We start from the raw sequence: 17,713 nt of genomic DNA, 5'->3' as shown, positions 1-17,713 counted from the left end.
GTTGGCGTCTACACGAAGTGAGTAAGACTGGGGGTTAGTTCGAAAACGCTGCGATGCCGGTGATGGCGCGGCCAAGGATGAGCGCGTGGATGTCGTGCGTGCCTTCGTAGGTGTTGACCACTTCCAGGTTCACCAGGTGGCGTGCCACGCCGAACTCGTCGCTGATGCCGTTGCCGCCCATCATGTCGCGCGCCATGCGGGCGATGTCGAGCGACTTGCCGCAGTTGTTGCGCTTCATGATCGAGGTGATTTCGACGGCAGCAATGCCTTCGTCCTTCATGCGGCCCAGGCGCAGGCTGCCTTGCAGGCCCAGCGTGATCTCGGTCTGCATGTCGGCCAGCTTCTTCTGGATGAGCTGGTTGGCGGCCAGCGGGCGGCCGAACTGCTTGCGGTCCAGCGTGTACTGGCGGGCGCGGTGCCAGCAGTCTTCGGCGGCACCGAGCGCGCCCCACGAGATGCCGTAGCGGGCGCTGTTCAGGCAGGTGAACGGGCCCTTGAGGCCCTGCACTTCGGGGAAGGCGTTTTCTTCAGGGCAGAACACGCCATCCATGACGATTTCGCCAGTGATGCTGGCGCGCAGGCCGACCTTGCCGTGGATCGCGGGGGCGCTCAGGCCCTTCATGCCCTTCTCGAGCACGAAGCCGCGGATCGGGCCCACGGTGCCGCTTTCGCTGACTTCCTTGGCCCACACCACGAACACGTCGGCGATGGGCGAGTTGCTGATCCACATCTTCGAGCCGCTGAGCGAATAGCCGCCCGGCACCTTCTTGGCGCGCGTGGCCATGCTGCCGGGGTCGGAGCCGTGGTCGGGTTCGGTCAGGCCGAAGCAGCCGATCCATTCGCCGGTGGCGAGCTTGGGCAGGTACTTCTGCTTCTGGCCTTCGGTGCCGAATTCGAAGATGGGCACCATCACCAGCGAGCTCTGCACGCTGGCCATCGAGCGGTAGCCGGAGTCGACGCGCTCGACTTCGCGGGCGATCAGGCCATAGGCCACGTAGTTGAGGCCGGGGCCGCCGTATTGCTCGGGGATCGTGGGGCCGAGCAGGCCGAGTGCGCCCATTTCGCGAAAGATGGCGGGGTCGGTCTCGCCGGTGCGGAAGCCCTCGATGACGCGGGGCGCGAGGCGCTCCTGGCAGTAGGCATTGGCCGCGTCGCGGATCATGCGTTCTTCGTCGGTCAGTTGCTGGTCGAGAAGAAGGGGGTCGTCCCAGTGGAATTGCGCTTTGGCGGCCATGTGGCTGTCTCCGGAAATTAGGGGAAAGGTGAAAAGAGGGGGAATGGGGCCGATGCTAGCCATGCGGGGGGCATGACGCAAACGATGATTCCGCACCCAGATATGCGTTCGTAGAATGTCTTGCAAGATGTTCGATCGGCCTCTCCATTGGTGAGGCCGAGGTTTCATACATACACCCGAGGCATACATGCGCCGCAAGATCCCACCCCTGCAAACCCTCGTGTGCTTCGACGCCGCCGCGCGCCACGAGAGCTACACCCGCGCTGCGCAGGAACTGGCGCTCACCCAAAGCGCCGTGTCGCGCCAGATCGGCACGCTCGAAGCCTTCCTCAGCGTGGCGCTGTTCCGCCGCACGCGGCACGGCGTGGCGCTCACGGCCAGCGGCGCGGCCTACGCGCGGCAGATCACCAAGCGGCTGGAAGCGATGGAGCGCGACACGCTCGACGCAATGGCCCACCAGGGCGAAGGCGGCTCGCTCTCGCTGGCGGCCGTGCCCACGTTTGCGACGCGCTGGCTGATGCCGCGCCTGAAGGGCTTTGCGGCACTGCAGCCCGACGTGGTGGTGCACATCGAGACGCGCACCCGCCCCTTCCTGTTCGCCGATGCGGAGTTCGACGCGGCGCTGTATGCCGGCACGCCCGCACAGGTCGAGAACTGGGCCGGCACGCACGCGCTGCTGCTGATGCATGAAGACGTGGTGCCGGTGTGCAGCCCTTCCCTGCTGCCACGCGGCAAGGCCGTGGCGCCGGCAGCCATCGCGAAGATGCCGCTGCTGCAGCAGAGCACCCGGCCCGACGGCTGGCGCCAGTGGTTCGATGCGCAGCAGATCGACGCGCCCAATGCGCGCGGCGGCCCGCGCTACGAGCTGTTCTCGATATTGGCCGCGGCCGCGTCGCACGGGCTCGGCGTGGCGCTGATGCCGACGATGCTGGTGGCCGACGAACTGGCGCGCGGCGAACTGGTGGTGGCCTGCGCGCGGCCGCTGTCGGGCGAGCGCAACTACTACCTCGTGACGCCGGAGCGCGCCGACCAGCGGCCGCTGCTGAAGTTCTTCAGCGACTGGCTGCTGGCGCAGGCACGGCAGGAGCCCGGGCGCGAGACGGCTTGAAGGGACCGGCGACCTTCTCGAGCCACGGATCGCAGACGGCCCGCAGTTCAGGGTCCATGTCGAACTTGGGATCGCGCGCATCGAACAGGACCGACTTTTTCGCCTGCGCCCGCACCAGTGCGAAAGCGCTCTTCCCGGAACGGCTGTTGTCGAACATCAGCGTCATGTTCGCGATCTGTGCCGCATGGCCGACCGCTGCCTGCGTGCGGGGAAAGCGCTCGACCAGCTTCCCGCGGTCCACGTCGTGGCCGCCCTGCTGCTTGCGGGTGCTCACGCGGAAGATGGACATGTCCACCGAGACCAGGCCGACGAAAAGCAGCACGACGAAATACCCCGCCTCCTGCATCGCGCGGATGTCGTCCGCCTTCGACGCATGGCCGCCGCCGGGCAGCGGCTTCCAGTGGGAGAACACCGTCTCGAACGCAAACGGCATGCGCTGGTCCATCACCAGGCTCTTGAAGGCGCGCACGCCTTCCTGCGACAGGACCTGCCATTTCTCGTCGTCGTCGCGCAGGCGCTGGGCCCAGGCGGGGATGTGCCCGGTGGCGGGGTCGGCATCCGGCAGGATGGACATCATCATCCGGTCGGCGTTGATCAGCGGCATCTGCAGCGATGCCGCCAGGCGCGAATACCAGAGCGTGGATTTTCCGGAGCCGTTGTGGCCCGCCAGGACGAAGGCCACCGGACGCGGGCCGCGCGTCTGCTCGAGGAGCTTCCCGAGCTTCGGTGGGCGGCGGCTCACGCCTTGCTCGCGCGGAACCTGCCGTCGACCAGGCGGCCAATGACCTTGGTGCCGTCGGCTGCTTCGCGAATGACCTGGGTCGGGTCCTGCGGGTAGGCGGAGTAGGCGAATATCCGGGCCGCGTTGGGTCCGCGGAAGACGACCGACCTGTCGATGCCGGGCTTGTCGAGTGCGCGGGCCGCCTTCTTCAACAGTTCCGTCGTGTTGTCCTCGGGGCGGACCACGGCGCGCGGAGCCTTGCCGACCTTGACCAGCGCCATGCCGCGCCCCAGGGTCGCAACCGATCGGCCCTGGACCATTTGCCCTGCCGAGCCTTCGCGTGCGATGGTTTTTGCTCTTGCCATGGCCGGATGATCGCTCAAAACGGAAGCCGCCTGCCACCTGCTGCGCCAAAGCCCGCACCGCCGCATACCCGCGTCCGGAAACGGCGAGCCTCGCAGGCCCGCAGGCGAGACACTGCGCGCATGACAGCCCCAGCCTCCCAGGTCGACGCCCTCGACTGGCCCCGCATCGAAGACGACCTTGCCACCCGCGGCTGCGCCACCACCGGCGCCGCGCTCTTCACTCCGAAGGAATGCGCCGCCCTCGCGGCCATGTACGACCAGCCCCGCCACTTCCGCAGCCGCGTCATCATGCAGCGCCACGGCTTCGGCCAGGGCGAGTACCAGTACTTCGCCAACCCGCTGCCGCCAAAGCTCGCGGCATGGCGCGGCGCGCTGTACGAACGCCTCGCGCCGCTGGCCAATGCATGGGCCGCGGCAATGGGCCTTCCGGCCGACTACCCGCCGGACCACGCGGCCTACCTCGCGCGCTGCCACGCGGCGGGCCAGCTGCGCCCCACCCCGCTGCTGCTGCGCTACGACGAGGGCGACTACAACTGCCTGCACCAGGACCTGTACGGCGACCTGCAGTTCCCGTTGCAGCTCACCGTGCTGCTGAACCGGCCCGGCGAAGACTTCACCGGCGGCGAGTTCGTGCTGACCGAACAGCGCCCGCGCATGCAGTCGCGCGCCGAGGTGGTGTCACTCGCGCAGGGCGAGGCGGTGATCTTCGCGGTCAATCAGCGGCCGGTGGCGGGCACGCGCGGCAGCTACCGCGTGACGATGCGCCACGGCGTGAGCCGCGTGCGCTCGGGGCGGCGGCATACGCTGGGCATCATCTTTCACGACGCCCGCTGACGAGCCGCTGCCGCGGCCGGTCCCGGCAGGCCCGGGCCGCCGCGCCCGAAGGGCGAAGTCGAGCGAAAATCACGCCTGCCTCCGGCGCCCACCAGGATCCCCGACACCAACGATCGGGGCCGTGAGCCCGCCGGAAGCGGCCCGCGGCCTCGATGCAGCGGGCGCGCTCGAATGGTCGTCAGGGAGCTGTATGAACAAGAAGTCGTCCGGGAATCCGGAAGCGGCGGGAAAGCCGTCGATCGAAACTGCGGCCGCGCCGGCCGCACCGCCCGGGCGTTCGCGCCGCTTCAGGGTGGACGTGGGCACCATCGTCAGTGCCGTGGCGCTGACACAGTCGCTGTTGCTGGTCTCGCTGGGCTACTGGGGGTCGCAGCGGCTGGTGTCGCGCATCGGCGTGTCCGCGCACAAGGCCAACCACCACCGCACCGAAGACAAGGTGCTGGCCTTCCTGCAGAAGGCCGAGTCGGTCGTCAACGCTGTGGGCACAGCCCCCAGCCTGCGCCCGGCGGGCGAACACGCCGAAAGAACAGCCGAGCTGCTCTGGACGCTGCTGCAGCAGTCGCCCGAGCTCGACAGCATCTACGTCAGCAACGAGAAGGGCCAGATGCTGATGGCACTGCGCTACCCTGTGCCGGCCATGCGCCATATCGAGCGCGGCGCGGGATTCACCACCGAGACGTGGCAGTACATGCTGCCCCAGGACGCCGAGGCCGACGTGCAGCAGCGCTTCGCCACGCAGCGCCTCGCGTCCTTCCGCAGCAGCTACGACCCGACGCAACGCGGCTGGTATGTGCAGGCCCGCAAGGCACAGGGGCCGGTCTGGACGCAGCCATACGTATTCGCCGCCGCGCAGGAGCTGGGCGTGACCTACGCGCTGCCGAGCCAGCGCAGCTATGCGGACAGCGCGGCGCAGGCCATGGTGGTGGCGGGCGATGTGTCGCTGGGGCGGCTGTCGGAATTCGTGCGCCAGTTCAGCAACGACGGCTACGGCGACAGCGCCCTGCTGAGCGCCGACGCCCGGGTGCTCGCGCGCAGCGACATGCCGGGCGTGCTGCATCAGCTGGAGCCGCCGGCCGGCGTGCTCGGCGCCTTGTACGCGAACACGGTGACCGGCGGCACGGCGGACAGTGGCTCGAACAAGAAGTTCTCCTTTACCTACGAAGGTCGCCGCTACCTGGTGCAGGCCTCGCGCATTCCCAGCACCGGATGGCAGCTCGTGAGCTGGGTGCCCGAAGACATGCTGCTGGGCGAACTGAACCGCTCGGTGCTGTGGGGCCTGTTGCTGGCGCTGGCCTTCCTGGCCATCGCGCTGTTCATCTCGCTGAAGCTGTCGAAGCTGGTGACCTCGCCGGTGGAGAACCTCTCGCACATCGCGCGCAGCATCGGCCTGCTGGAACTCGACAACCTGCCGCGCGAACCGAGCCGCGTGCTCGAGATCCAGCACCTGGACCAGGCGCTGGACGACTCGGCGCGCAGCCTGAAGGCCTTCAGCAAGTTCGTGCCGGTGGACGTGATCAACCAGCTGATCGACGAGGGCCATGCGCTCGCGCCCTCCGGTTCGTCGCGCCGCGTGACCGTGATGTTCACCGACGTGGAGGGCTTCACCTCGATCTCGGAATCGCTGGACACCGACGTGCTGGTGGGCATGCTGACGGAGTACTTCAACCTGGCGGCGGGCGTGTTCGCGCGGCACGGCGGCGTGGTCGACAAGTTCATCGGCGACGGCATCATGGTGCTGTGGGGCGCGCCCTCCGACCTGAAGGACGCGGAATACCAGGCCTGCGTGGCCGCGCTGGAGCTGCACGTGGAGATGGACGAACTCAACCGCAAGTGGCACGAGCAGGGGCTGCCGAGGTTCCGCACCCGCATCGGCATCCACACCGGCATGGTGATCGCGGGGGTGCTCGGCTCGAACGATCGGCTGTCCTACACCGCGTTCGGCGACGCGATCAACGTGGCGAGCCGCATCGAAGGCATCAACAAGCAGCTCGGAACGCAGACGCTGATTTCCGAGGCCACCTTCGCGGGGCTCGGCGGCCGGCTTCATGCACGCCGCATCGAGGAATTGGTGGAGCTGCGCGGCCGGCAGACGCGCATGGTGCTCTATGAGCTCACGGCCTGAGCTTGCTCGTGGGCGCGAAGCTCACGCGCCCATCATGCGGAGGCACGCTGCGCGGCAAAGGCCACGAACCAGTCGAGGCTGCCGGGGTTGGCCATCGCCTCGCGGTTGACCACCTTCTCGATCGGCTGGCCCAGCAGCAGCTTCTTGATCGGCAGCTCCTGTTTCTTGCCCGAGAGCGTGCGCGGGATCTCGGCCACCTGGAAGATGTCGTTGGGCGCGAAGCGAGGCGACAGCGAAGTCTTGATGGCGTTGTTGATCTTCGCGCGCATGGCCTCGTCGAGCGCCACGCCGGGGCGCAGCACCACGAACAGCGGCATGTAGCTGTCGCGGCCCAGGTATTCGAGATCGACCACCATCGAGTCGAGTACCTCGGGCAGGCCCTCGACCGCGCTGTAGATCTCGCTCGTGCCCATGCGCAGGCCCTGGCGATTGATGGTGGCGTCGCTGCGGCCGTAGATGATGCAGCCGCCGTCGGTGCCGATCTTGATCCAGTCGCCGTGGCGCCATACGCCGGGATAGGTGTCGAAGTAGCTCGACAGGTAGCGCGCGTTGCCCTCGTCGCCCCAGAAGTAGAGCGGCATCGACGGAATCGGCTTGGTGCACACCAGCTCGCCGACCTCGCCGACGACGGGCTGGCCGTTCTCGTTCCAGGCCTCGACCGAATGGCCCAGCTCGCGGCACTGCATCTGGCCCGGCACTTCGGGCAGGTCGCGGTTGCCGCCGACAAAAGCGCCGCAGAAATCGGTGCCGCCGGAGATGTTGCACCACCACACCTCCTTCGAGCCCGCGTCGAGGATCTGCTGCGAGCCCCAGCGCTGTACCTCCTCGGGCAGCGGCGAGCCGGTGCTGCCGAGCGCCCGCACGCGCGACAGGTCACCGCATTCCTTCGCGACGAGGCCCGACTTCATGCAGTTGGTGAAATAGGCCGCACCCGCGCCGAAGAAGGTGACGCGGTGCTTCGCGACGAAGCGCCACAGCACGCCCCAGTCGGGCTTCTCCTTGCTGCCCGCCGGGTTGCCGTCATAGATGCAGATGGTGGCGCCGAAGGCCATGCCCGAGAGCTGCGAGTTCCACATGACCCAGCCCGTGGAGCTGTACCAGTGGTAGCGCTCGCCGAAGTTGTTGGCGCCGTAGCTCGCGCCCACGTCGTTGTGCAGGCCGCAGGCATGCATGGTGAGGATGATGCCGCCCTGCCCGTGCACGATGGGCTTGGGCAGGCCTGTGGTGCCGCTCGAATAGACGATCCAGATCGGATGGTCGAAGGGCAGCCATTCGGGCTCGAAGGCGGCGACCTCGGCATCGTTGCGCGCGATGGCCTGTGTCCATTCGACGTCGTGCGGCACGGCGCTGGCGGCATACGGCGACTTCACGAGCAACAACTTCTGCACACTCGGCAGCTGGCCGCGCAGCTCCTGCAGCACGGCGCTGCGGTCGAGCGGCTTGCCGCCATAGTGCACGCCATCGACGGCGATCAGCACCTTGGGCTCGATCTGGCGAAAGCGGTCGGCCACGGCGGCCGTGCCCATGTCGGGCGCGCACACGCTCCAGATCGCGCCGATGCTGGAGCATGCGAGGAACGCGACCATGGTCTCGGGCACGTTGGGCATGTAGGCCGCAACGCGGTCGCCGCGCCGCACGCCGAGCGACTTGAGCATGAGCGCGACCGACGCGACCTGGCGCCGCATCTCCGGCCACGACATCTCGCGCACTTCGCCGCGCTCGTTGTCGCTCACGATGGCGGGCATGCCGGCCGCGTGCGCCGCGTCGACATGGCGCAGCACCTCGCGGGCGTAGTTGACCTGCGCGCCGGGGAACCAGCGCGCGCCGGGCATGCGCGGCTCGGCGAGCACGGCCGTGTGCGGAGTGGGCGACTCGATGCGGGCGTAATCCCAGATGCTCTGCCAGAAGGCGTCGAGCTCGGTGACGGACCAGCGCCACAGGGCGTCGTAGCTGTCGAAGCGAAGGCCGCGCGTCTCGCGCAGCCAGTCTTGATAGAGGCGGATCTGGGGGATGTTGGGGGCGGGCATGGCACGAGCGTAGCGCCGCGAACGAGCGTGCTCAATGGGGGTTGACCTCAGGGTTTGTACGCGTGTTCAATGTTTTTGTACAAGCGTTCAATACGCCCCGATGAGCACCCGCACACCCACCGCAAGGCGCAGCACCTCGCGTGCCGCGACGCCAGCCCCCGCCGCAGTCACCATCGAGACTGCGCGGCCCGACCGCAAGCAGGCGATCCTGCTGGCGGCCGAGAAACTTTTTGCGCAGCACGGCTACCACGTGGTGACGATCCGCCAGATCGCCGAAGAGGCCGGCGTGCCGCTGGCGCTGGTGGGCTACTACTACGGCCAGAAGCACGAGCTGTTTCACGCGATCTTCGAACACTGGAGCCATTCCATCGAGGCGCGGCTCGCGGGACTGGCAGCGGTGAACGTCGACCCCGACGACGCGCGCACGCTGCCGCGCATCATCGATGCCTTCACCGCGCCCGTGCTGGCGCTGCGCGCGAGCGCCGAGGGCGAGTACTACGCGCTGCTGGTGGCGCGCGAGCTCTACCACGCCACCGAGGAAGCCGACCGCGTGCTGCGCAGCTACTTCGACCCGCTGGCCGAGGCCTACATCGACGCGCTGCACCTCGCGCTGCCGCACGCCACGCGCAGCCAGGCGGCCTGGGGCTACCAGTTCGCGCTGGGCGCGCTGCTGCACCACCTGAACGACAGCCGCATCGAACGCCTCACGCGCGGCGAGAACAGGCGCGCCGACCCGGCCGTGGCGCCGATGCTCGTGAACTTCATCGTCGGCGGCCTGCGCGCCGCACTGCCGCGCCCGAAGACCGCCAGAACCCCACGCACGAGAACCACCCCCAGGAGATAAAAGACATGATGAAACGACGCACCCTGCTGTCGGCGCTTGCCGCAGCATCGGCCGCCGCCGCACTGCCTTCGCGCGCCCAGTCCAACCCGAAGATCGTGTTCGGCTACACGGCCGTGACCGACTTCGCCTCGGTGTTCGTGGCGGCCGAAGAGGGCTACTTCAAGAAGCGCAACCTCGACGTCGAGCTCAAGTTCATTCCGCTGAATTCGACGATCCCGGCGGCACTGCAGTCCGACTCGCTGCAGATTGGCGGACCCACGCCCTCGGTCTTCCTGCAGGCGGTGGATGGTGGCCTGGACCTCGTGCTGGTGGCCGGCGGCGGCCTCACCTCGAAGACGATCACCGGCTTCGGCCTGGTGGCGCGCGCGGGCTCGGGCATCAAGGGGCCGCAGGACTGCGTGGGCAAGAAGATCGGCGTGCCGGGCCTCGGCGCCTTCCTGCACGTGACCTTCCGCGCGTGGCTGAAGGACAGCGGCGTGGACTACCGCAAGGTGAACTTCGTCGAGGCCGCGTTCCCGCAGCACGCCGACCTGCTGCGCGGCGGCTCGGTCGATGCGGTGGTGTCGGCCGACCCGTTCATGAGCCGCATCACCGAGAGCGGTGCGGGCTACGTGGCCTCGTACTACTCGACCTTCCTGCCGGAGAACAACCAGACCATCGTGCATGCGGCCAAGCGCGAGTGGGTGGCGAAGAACCCGGCCGCTGCGCGCGCGTTCCGCGAGGCGCTGGTCGAATCGGCCGCCTTCATGCAGCAGCCGAGGAACGACGCCAAGGTGCGCGCGGCCATCGGCAAGTACATCAAGCTCCCGCCCGAGGTGCTGGCCAAGGTGCAGATCTCGCCGCCCGGCCCCGTGGTGACGGAAAAGCAGCTCGCCTACTGGACCGGGCTGATGAAGGAGCAGGAAATGCTCAAGACGAGCATCGACGTGGCGAAGCTGGTGGCGAAGTGATCGCAGCACCCGCCCCCGTCACCGCGCGCGCCGCACTGTCGGCGAGCGCCTTTCGTTCGCCGACCGTCCCCACGATGCAAGCCACCCCCTTCCTGTGCTTCGACGGCGTGACCATCCGCCTCGGCGGACGCGAGATCCTGTCGCCCACCTCGTTCGACGTGGCGCGCGGCGAGTTCGTCTGCATCGTCGGCCCGAGCGGCTGCGGCAAGACCACGTTGCTGCGCGCGGCCAGCGGGCTCGTCAGCGCGAGCGCGGGCGAGGTGCGGCGCAACGGCGCGAAGATGACCGAGCCCTCGCGCGAAGTGGCTTTCGTGTTCCAGGACTACGGCCGCGCGCTGCTGCCCTGGCGCACGGTGGAAGGCAACGTGAGCCTCGCACTGGAAGCGGCCGGCGTGCCGGCGGCGGAACGCGCGCCGCGCATTGCCGATGTGCTCGCCAAGGTCGGCCTCGCGAAGCATGCGCACAAGTTTCCGGTGCAGTTGTCGGGCGGCATGCAGCAGCGCGCACAGATCGCCCGCTGCCTCGCGCAGAAGCCCGACCTGATGATGATGGACGAGCCCTTCGGCGCGCTGGACGCGCTCACGCGCCAGAGCCTGCAGGACGAGCTGGCGCGGCTGGTGCGCGACGACGGGCTCACGGTGCTGTTCGTCACGCACGACCTCGAAGAAGCCATCTACCTCGGCGACCGCGTGATCGCGCTGCAGGCCAACCCCGGGCCGGGGCGGCCGAGCCTCGCGCGGATGATCGACGTGAAGATCCCGCGCCCGCGCGACCAGCTCACGACCAAGGAGCATCCGGAATACCTGCACCTGCGGCGCGAGCTCTTCGCCTTCATCGAGCAGGGCCATGAATAGGCACACCCCCAGTCTTCGCGCACTTCGTGTCGCTTCGCCTACCCCCTCGCCGGGGGCAACACCTGCGGCCCGGCGAAGCCGGTTCCGCGGTGTTCCTGGCAAGGTCCGTCCCTTTGTACTGCCGCTGCTGCTCCTGGCTCTGTTCGAGTGGTACGCGCGGCGCGCGGCCGCGCTGGGCAGCGACGCGCTCGCACCGCCGAGCGCGGCGGCGAAGGCCTTCGTCGGCGCGGCCATGGACGGCTCGCTCTGGCTGGCCACGGGCTTCACGCTCGGCACGGCGGCACTCGGCCTGCTGCTGGGCGCCGTGCTCGGCATTGCGCTGGGGCTGGTGCTCGGGCTCTCGCGCCGCGCGGCGCAGCTCGGCTCTGTCTCCATCGAAGTACTTCGGCCCGTGCCATCCGTCGCGCTGATTCCGCTCGCGATGCTGGGCTTCGGATTCGGCGTGCGCATGGAGCTGGCCATCGTCGCATTCGCCACCTTCTGGCCGCTGCTGGTATTGGTGCAGTCGGCGGTGCAGCAGGTCGAGCCGCGGCTGCTCGAGGTGAGCCGCGTGCTGGGCCTGTCGTCGCGCGAGCGGGCCTTCAAGATCGTGCTGCCGGCCATCGTGCCGCGCCTGTTCGTCGCGCTGCGGCTGGGCGTGGCGGTGGCGCTGGTGGTGGCCGTGACGGTGGAGATCGCGGCCAATCCGAACGGCATGGGCTACGCGATGATGATCGCGCAGCAGAGCTTCGACCCCGCGCTGATGCTCGCGTGGCTGGGCTGGATCGGCGTGGTCGGCTTCGTGGTCAACGCGGGCATGGTGCGGCTGCAGGCCTGGGTCGCACGCCGCATGGGGGTGCAGCCATGAACAACCACCGCAACGACCGGTTCGGCTTGGGGTGGCTGGGGTCGGTGGGCATGCTGCTCGCACTGGTCGCGCTGTGGTGGGTGGCGAGCAACGCGGGCTGGGTCAGCCGCGTGTTTTTGCCGACGCCGCAGGCCACGTTTGCGAGCCTGCTCGAAGGGCTCAATCTCTCTTCGGGCAATTCAGGCAACGGTGAACTGCTCGCCTTCACGCAGGCCACGGTCGGCCGCATGGTCGAAGGCTGGCTGCTCGCGTCGCTTTTCGGCGTGCTGCTGGGCGCGGCCATCGGCGTATCGCCCCAGGTGCGTGCGTGGGTGCAGCCGACGCTGGAATTCATCCGCCCGCTGCCCGCCTCGGCGCTATTGCCGCTGGCCATCTCCATCTTCGGGCTGAACCCCGGCATGGTGCTCTTCGTGGTCGCATTCGGCGCGATGTGGCCGGTGCTGCTGGCCACGGTGCACGGCTTCGCGGCCGTGGAGCCACGCCTTTCGGAAGTGGCGCGCTGCCTGCAGATGTCGCGCGCGGCGTACACCTGGAAGATGGGCCTGCCCAACGCCATGCCCGACATCCTGGCCGGCATGCGGCTCGCGCTGACCATCGCGCTGGTCGTCGCGGTGGTGGGCGAAATGATCGCCTCGCAAAACGGCCTGGGCCAGGCCATCCTGCTGGCGGCGCGCGCCTTCCGCGCGAGCGACCTGTTCGCCGGCATCGTGCTGCTCGGACTCATCGGCTTCGTGAGCAACGCGCTGCTGGCCCTTGCCGAGCAACGGCTGCTGCGTTGGCAGCGCCCCTGACTCCCCGATTGCTTCTCTCCCCAAACACGAACACCCCACAAGGAGCCTCTTCATGCCACGCAAATTCGTCGATCTCTCGATCTTTCTCGAAAACGATGTGCTCTCCGATCCACCGGCCTTCGCGCCGAAGATCCAGTACTTCACGCATGAGCAGACCTACGAGCAGATCGAACCCTTCTTTCCCGGCTTGAAAAAGGAAGACCTGCCCGACGGCGAAGGCTGGGCCGTGGAACTGGTGCAGCTGTCGACGCACAACGGCACGCACCTCGATGCGCCCTATCACTTCCACTCGACCATGGACAAGGCGCTGGGTGAGAAGAAGCCCGCCATCGCCATCCATGACGTGCCGCTCGAATGGTGCTTCCAGCCGGGCGTGAAGCTCGACTTCCGGCACTTCGCCGATGGCTACGTGGTCACGGCCGACGACGTCGAGGCCGAACTCAAGCGCATCGGCCACACGCTGAGCCCGCTGGAGATCGTGGTGGTCAACACGCGCGCCGGTTCGCGCTACGGCCATCCGGACTACGTGTCGGCCGGCGCAGGCATGGGCTACGAGGCGACGATGTACCTGCTGGAACGAGGCGTGCGCCTCACGGGCACCGACGCATGGAGCTGGGACGCGCCCTTCGTGCACACCGCAAAGAAGTACGGCGAGACGCACGACGCCTCGCTGATCTGGGAAGGCCACAAGGCCGGGCGCGACATCGGCTATTGCCACATCGAGAAGCTGCACAACCTCGAGGCGCTGCCGCCCACGGGCTTCTTCATCAGCTGCTTCCCGCACAAGATCCGCGGCGCGTCGGCCGGGTGGACGCGCGCGGTGGCGATCTTCGACGATGCGCTGATGGCGTCGGTGTGAGGGCCGATTCATGAACGCGCTCAACCGCACGCACGACCTCCACGCGCGCAGCTGGGTCGAATCGGCCAATGCGGCAGGCGGCGACTTCCCGATCCAGAACCTGCCGCACGCTGTGTTCCGCCGCGCGGGCAGCGCCGAGCCGTTTCGCGGCGGCATCGCCATCGGCGGCGAGGTGCTCGACCTCGCCGCGCTGGTCGCGCGCCAGCAGCTCGACGGCCTGGCGCTCGACGCGGCGCGCGCCGCCGCATTGCCGGCATTGAACGACTTCTTCGCGCTCGGCCGCTCCGCGTGGAAGGCGTTGCGCCACGCACTGTTCGACCTGCTGAAGAACGACGCGCCCGTGGCCTCGGTGCAGGCCGTGCGCGAATGCCTGGTGCCGCAGGCCGAGGTCGAATACACCGTGCCCGCGCGCATCGGCGACTACACCGACTTCTACACATCGATCGACCATGCGCTGAACATCAGCCGCCTGATGAACCCCGACGGCGACGTGACGCCCAACTTCCGCTGGATTCCGACTGCGTACCACGGGCGGGTGTCGACCATCGGCGTGAGCGGCCAGCGCTTTCACCGACCGATGGGGCAGGCGATGGCGCCGGGCGCGAAGGCGCCCACGTACCAGGCCTGCGCGCGGCTCGACTACGAGCTGGAGCTCGGCGTGTGGATCGGCATCGGCAACCCGCAGGGCGAACCCATTCCGCTCGAACGCGCGGACGAACACATCTTCGGCATCTGCCTGCTCAACGACTGGTCGGCGCGCGACATCCAGTTCTGGGAGATGGCGCCGCTCGGGCCGTTCCTGGCGAAGAACTTCGCGACCACGATCTCGCCATGGATCGTGACGATGGAAGCGCTCGCGCCCTACCGCCAGGCCTGGACGCGGGCGGCCCACGAGCCCCAGCCGCTCGCGTATCTGGAAAGTACGGCGAACCGCGAGAGCGGCGCGCTCGACATCCGCCTGGAGGTCTGGCTCGAAAGCGAGAAGGCGCGCAAGGACAAGGCCGGGCCGTCGCGCCTGTCGTCCACGAGCTTCAGGCACCAGTATTGGAGCGTTGCGCAGATGGTGGCGCACCACACGATGGGCGGCTGCAGCCTGAACCCGGGCGACCTGTTCGGCAGCGGCACGATCTCGGGGCCCGGCGCGGGCGAGGCCGGCGCAATCATCGAGCTGACGCGCGCAGCGCAAAGCCCGGTGACGCTGGCCAATGGCGAGCAGCGTGGTTTTCTTGAAGACGGCGATGCGGTGCTGCTGCGCGGCTGGTGCGAGAAGCCGGGGCATGCGCGCATCGGTTTCGGGGAAAGCCGTGGAACGGTGCTGCCAGCCAGGAGTTGAGCAGAAGCACCAAAGAAAAAGGCCACCCGATGAGGTGGCCTTTTCTTTAATCTGGAGCGGGAGAAGAGTCTCGAACTCTCGACCTCAACCTTGGCAAGGTTGCGCTCTACCAACTGAGCTACTCCCGCGTGGAGCCCTCGATTATAGGGTGAATTGAGACCGTTTTTACCGAGCCCGAGAAAAAAGTTCGTTCAAGCACCGAATACCAGCGACCGGTGCATCGACACGCCGGCCATCAACCCATCGGCCGAGGCCAGCGTGGCATTGCTGAACGTCATGGCGAGGTCGCCTGCCGCATAGACGCCGGGCACCGTCGTCATCTTCATAGTGTCGACGCGCAGCACGCGGCCCATCGGACCGTCGTCGAAGGCGCAGCCGAGCTGCTCGGCGAGCGGACTGGCCGGGCGCGTGTGCGGCGCCACGAACATCGCCTCGACCGGCACGAGCCGGCCATCGTCGATGCGCACGCCGGCAAGATCCGTCCCTTGTCCTTCCAGGCCGGCGATGCGTCCCGGCTCGATGGCCACGCCGCGCGACCGCAGCCTCGTACGCACCTCGGCGTCGGGCCCTTCGCCGCCATTGAGGAAGAGCGTGGTCGGGCCCCACTCGGCGATCAGCAGCGCGTGGTCCGCCGGCGCGCCGCTGTGGAAAAGCAAGCCCAGCGAGCGGCCGCCGAACTCGTAGCCATGACAGTAGGGACAGTGCAGCACGCTCTTGCCCCAACGCTCGCCGATCCCGGCGATGTCGGGCAGGCCGTCCTGCACGCCGAACGACAGCAGCAGCTTGTGCGTCGAGATCTCTTCCCCGCCGTGCAGCGACACCGTGAAGCCTCCAGCGCCGTCCGCGCTCCCGGCCACCACGCTGCCCTTGATGAACTCGACGGATGGATAGGCGAGCAGCTTGTCGCGCGCGCCGGCAATCATCTCCAGCGGCGGCGTGCCGTCCTGCCCGAAGAAGCCGTGCGACGCGGCGGCGAAGCGGTTGCGCGGCGCGCCCGCGTCGACGACGCACACGTTCCTGCGCGCGCGAGCCAGTTGCATCGCAGCGGAAAGGCCGGCAAAACTGCCGCCCACGATCAGAGCGTCATGGCGCATGTTCGATGTCCTTCAATGTGAAGCCGCCGCCTGTCATGCGGCGGTGGAAGTCCCTGGAAAGATCGGCCAGCGTGATGCTGTTGAAGCGCTTCAGCAGCAGCGCCTCGGCCTCCTGGAAGGCGCCGTTGAGCGCCGCGTTCACGGCCTGCTCGACGATGCAGCCCGGGCTCTCGGTGCGGTTGCCCATGGCCAGCAGCGCGGGCGCGCCGACGGCGTTGTGGATGTCGCCCAGCGTGACTGCCGCGAGCGAGCACGACAGCACCCAGCCTCCGCCATGGCCCTTGGCCGAACTGACGAAGCCCGACTGCCGCAGTCCGGCCATGACGCGGCGCACGACGACCGGGTTGGTGTGCATCGCGGCCGCGAGCGCCTCGGACGTGACGGGGCCTTTCATCTCGGCCATGTGCAGCAGCACATGGAGAACGCCCGAAAGCTTGCTGTCTCGTTTCATGCAACATTATTAGTTGCATAAGTTTTCCATGACATGCCGAAGGGTCTTCGGGAGTTCGGCATGCCGCATCGCTTGTCACGGCACAGGCACGAGAATCGACCCCGCCATGACGCCCACACCGACCACCCTTCTCGACGCTGCCCTGCGCGGCGTGCTGCTGGCCTTGCTGCTGGTGCTCGCGCTGGTCCTCGGGCGCGATCGTCCTCGCCTGCCGGTCGCGCGCGCGGGCGTGCTGCTCGCGCTCGGCCTGTGCGTGCAGGCCATCGGCTCCACGCCGCTGTTCGAGGCGCTCGTGCCGCGCGGGTGGCAGGCGCCTCTTGTCGCGGTCTCCGTCGGCAACGCCGTGCTGTTCTGGGTGTTCGTGCAAGCGCTGTTCGACGACAACTTCCGGCTGCGGCCGATGCACGTCGCCGCGTGGCTCGCGGTGGCGGCGCTGGCCGCGCTCAATTGCGCGGTCGTGGCAGGCAGCGCCTCGGTGCTCGCGCCGGTGACGCTGGGCCTGCAGCGCGCGGTGCCGCTGGTGTTCGCGGTGCTTGCCGCGATGGCGGCGGCTTCGCAGTGGCGGGCAGACCTGGTGGAGGGACGGCGCCGGCTGCGCGCGTTCATCGTGGTGGCGGGCGTCGGCTACAGCATCGGCATGCTGGCCGTGCGGCTGGCCTCGCCGCAGGGCCGGCTGTCGAGCCTGTCGGCGACGGCCGATGTGGCGATGCTGCTGCTGATCGTGGCCGTGGTGGCATGGCGGATGGTGCGGCTGGCGGGGTCGGAGCTGTTTCCGGCTTCACGGGCGCCCGTTGCGATTCCTGCGCAAGAGACCGTCGCACCAGTCCCCGTCGCGCCTGCGGAACCCGAGCCCGAACAAGCCCCCGACCCCGCCGGGGACCGCCTCGCGGAATCCTTGCGGCACGCCATGGCGGTGGAACATGCCTACCGCAGCGAAGACCTGAGCATCGCCGGCCTGGCCGCCCGGCTGTCAGTGCCGGAATACCGCCTGCGCCGCCTCATCAACCAGCGGCTGGGGCATCGCAACTTCAACGCCTTCGTCAACGGCCTCCGCCTGGCCGAGGCGATGGCGGCGCTGGCCGATTCTTCCAAGCGCGAGCTGCCGGTGCTGACCATCGCATTGACCGCGGGCTTCCAGTCCATCGGCCCGTTCAATCGCGCGTTCAAGGCCGCCACCGGCCTCACGCCCACCGAATTCCGCAGGCAGAAGCTGGCCGGATCCTGAAATCTCTTGCCGAAAGCCGCGCTTGCGGCTTTCGGCAAGACTCGACGGCGGCGT

At 68.3% G+C, this 17,713-nt stretch carries 17 protein-coding genes and 1 tRNA gene; 11 read left to right on the top strand and 7 right to left on the bottom strand.

Going from position 1 to position 17,713, the window contains the following annotated elements:
- Positions 1-34: 34 nt before the first annotated feature.
- Positions 35-1,234, bottom strand: a complete 1,200-nt coding sequence (locus tag ACEN9N_RS25055) for an acyl-CoA dehydrogenase (RefSeq protein ID WP_007832596.1) — start codon at positions 1,232-1,234, stop codon at positions 35-37.
- Between the two features lie 187 nt (positions 1,235-1,421).
- Here ACEN9N_RS25055 and ACEN9N_RS25050 point away from each other — a divergent pair, with 187 nt between their 5' ends.
- Complete coding sequence (locus ACEN9N_RS25050; protein ID WP_495654770.1) at positions 1,422-2,342, top strand: LysR substrate-binding domain-containing protein; 921 nt, start codon at positions 1,422-1,424, stop codon at positions 2,340-2,342.
- Here ACEN9N_RS25050 and ACEN9N_RS25045 read toward each other — a convergent pair.
- Entirely contained in the window at positions 2,287-3,084 is a 798-nt protein-coding gene (locus ACEN9N_RS25045) for a zeta toxin family protein (RefSeq protein ID WP_007832599.1), read from the bottom strand. The genes ACEN9N_RS25050 and ACEN9N_RS25045 overlap by 56 nt on opposite strands.
- Positions 3,081-3,428, bottom strand: coding sequence for a hypothetical protein (locus ACEN9N_RS25040; RefSeq protein ID WP_237726085.1), 348 nt, complete (start codon positions 3,426-3,428; stop codon positions 3,081-3,083). Before ACEN9N_RS25040 ends, ACEN9N_RS25045 begins: the two co-directional genes overlap by 4 nt.
- A gap of 120 nt (positions 3,429-3,548) precedes the next feature.
- On the opposite strand from ACEN9N_RS25040, the gene ACEN9N_RS25035 reads away from it, so the two are divergent.
- Positions 3,549-4,262: a 2OG-Fe(II) oxygenase gene (locus tag ACEN9N_RS25035; protein ID WP_495654769.1), complete on the top strand. Its 714-nt coding sequence runs from the start codon at positions 3,549-3,551 to the stop codon at positions 4,260-4,262.
- Between the two features lie 190 nt (positions 4,263-4,452).
- Positions 4,453-6,384: an adenylate/guanylate cyclase domain-containing protein gene (locus ACEN9N_RS25030; RefSeq protein WP_495656421.1), complete on the top strand. Its 1,932-nt coding sequence runs from the start codon at positions 4,453-4,455 to the stop codon at positions 6,382-6,384.
- 32 nt (positions 6,385-6,416) lie between these two features.
- Here the strand turns inward: ACEN9N_RS25030 and ACEN9N_RS25025 are convergent, their stop codons facing one another.
- Positions 6,417-8,411, bottom strand: a complete 1,995-nt coding sequence (locus ACEN9N_RS25025; protein WP_413315021.1) for an acetoacetate--CoA ligase — start codon at positions 8,409-8,411, stop codon at positions 6,417-6,419.
- Positions 8,412-8,511: 100 nt separating this feature from the next.
- Here ACEN9N_RS25025 and ACEN9N_RS25020 point away from each other — a divergent pair, with 100 nt between their 5' ends.
- The 7 genes from ACEN9N_RS25020 to fahA are packed head-to-tail and all read left to right on the top strand — an operon-like array spanning position 8,512 to position 14,889.
- A complete protein-coding gene (locus ACEN9N_RS25020; RefSeq protein WP_495654768.1) occupies positions 8,512-9,255 on the top strand; it encodes a TetR/AcrR family transcriptional regulator in 744 nt (247 codons plus the stop codon).
- A 5-nt stretch (positions 9,256-9,260) separates the two neighbouring features.
- Entirely contained in the window at positions 9,261-10,205 is a 945-nt protein-coding gene (locus tag ACEN9N_RS25015) for an ABC transporter substrate-binding protein (protein ID WP_413315020.1), read from the top strand.
- The gene (locus tag ACEN9N_RS25010; protein WP_413315019.1) at positions 10,202-11,059 is read left to right on the top strand and encodes an ABC transporter ATP-binding protein; all 858 of its coding nucleotides are present in this window, start codon (positions 10,202-10,204) and stop codon (positions 11,057-11,059) included. Before ACEN9N_RS25015 ends, ACEN9N_RS25010 begins: the two co-directional genes overlap by 4 nt.
- Entirely contained in the window at positions 11,052-11,906 is an 855-nt protein-coding gene (locus tag ACEN9N_RS25005) for an ABC transporter permease (protein WP_495654767.1), read from the top strand. Before ACEN9N_RS25010 ends, ACEN9N_RS25005 begins: the two co-directional genes overlap by 8 nt.
- Entirely contained in the window at positions 11,903-12,697 is a 795-nt protein-coding gene (locus tag ACEN9N_RS25000) for an ABC transporter permease (RefSeq protein WP_413335253.1), read from the top strand. Before ACEN9N_RS25005 ends, ACEN9N_RS25000 begins: the two co-directional genes overlap by 4 nt.
- Positions 12,698-12,749: 52 nt before the next feature.
- On the top strand, positions 12,750-13,556 hold the full coding sequence (locus ACEN9N_RS24995; RefSeq protein WP_007832619.1) for a cyclase family protein: 807 nt from the start codon (positions 12,750-12,752) through the stop codon (positions 13,554-13,556).
- A gap of 10 nt (positions 13,557-13,566) precedes the next feature.
- A complete protein-coding gene (fahA, locus tag ACEN9N_RS24990; RefSeq protein WP_007832622.1) occupies positions 13,567-14,889 on the top strand; it encodes a fumarylacetoacetase in 1,323 nt (440 codons plus the stop codon).
- Between the two features lie 52 nt (positions 14,890-14,941).
- Here fahA and ACEN9N_RS24985 read toward each other — a convergent pair.
- The 3 genes from ACEN9N_RS24985 to ACEN9N_RS24975 all read right to left on the bottom strand — a co-directional run bounded on the left by ACEN9N_RS24985 (position 14,942) and on the right by ACEN9N_RS24975 (position 16,434).
- Positions 14,942-15,017, bottom strand: a tRNA-Gly gene (locus ACEN9N_RS24985).
- 63 nt (positions 15,018-15,080) lie between these two features.
- Complete coding sequence (locus ACEN9N_RS24980; protein ID WP_495654766.1) at positions 15,081-15,983, bottom strand: NAD(P)/FAD-dependent oxidoreductase; 903 nt, start codon at positions 15,981-15,983, stop codon at positions 15,081-15,083.
- Positions 15,973-16,434: an RrF2 family transcriptional regulator gene (locus tag ACEN9N_RS24975; RefSeq protein ID WP_495654765.1), complete on the bottom strand. Its 462-nt coding sequence runs from the start codon at positions 16,432-16,434 to the stop codon at positions 15,973-15,975. The genes ACEN9N_RS24980 and ACEN9N_RS24975 overlap by 11 nt, the downstream gene beginning before the upstream one ends.
- A 106-nt stretch (positions 16,435-16,540) precedes the next feature.
- On the opposite strand from ACEN9N_RS24975, the gene ACEN9N_RS24970 reads away from it, so the two are divergent.
- Positions 16,541-17,659, top strand: a complete 1,119-nt coding sequence (locus tag ACEN9N_RS24970) for an AraC family transcriptional regulator (RefSeq protein WP_495654764.1) — start codon at positions 16,541-16,543, stop codon at positions 17,657-17,659.
- Positions 17,660-17,713: the final 54 nt, after the last annotated feature.

Source organism: Variovorax sp. Varisp46, from assembly GCF_059491885.1.
This window is presented reverse-complemented; position numbering and strand designations above follow the sequence as displayed.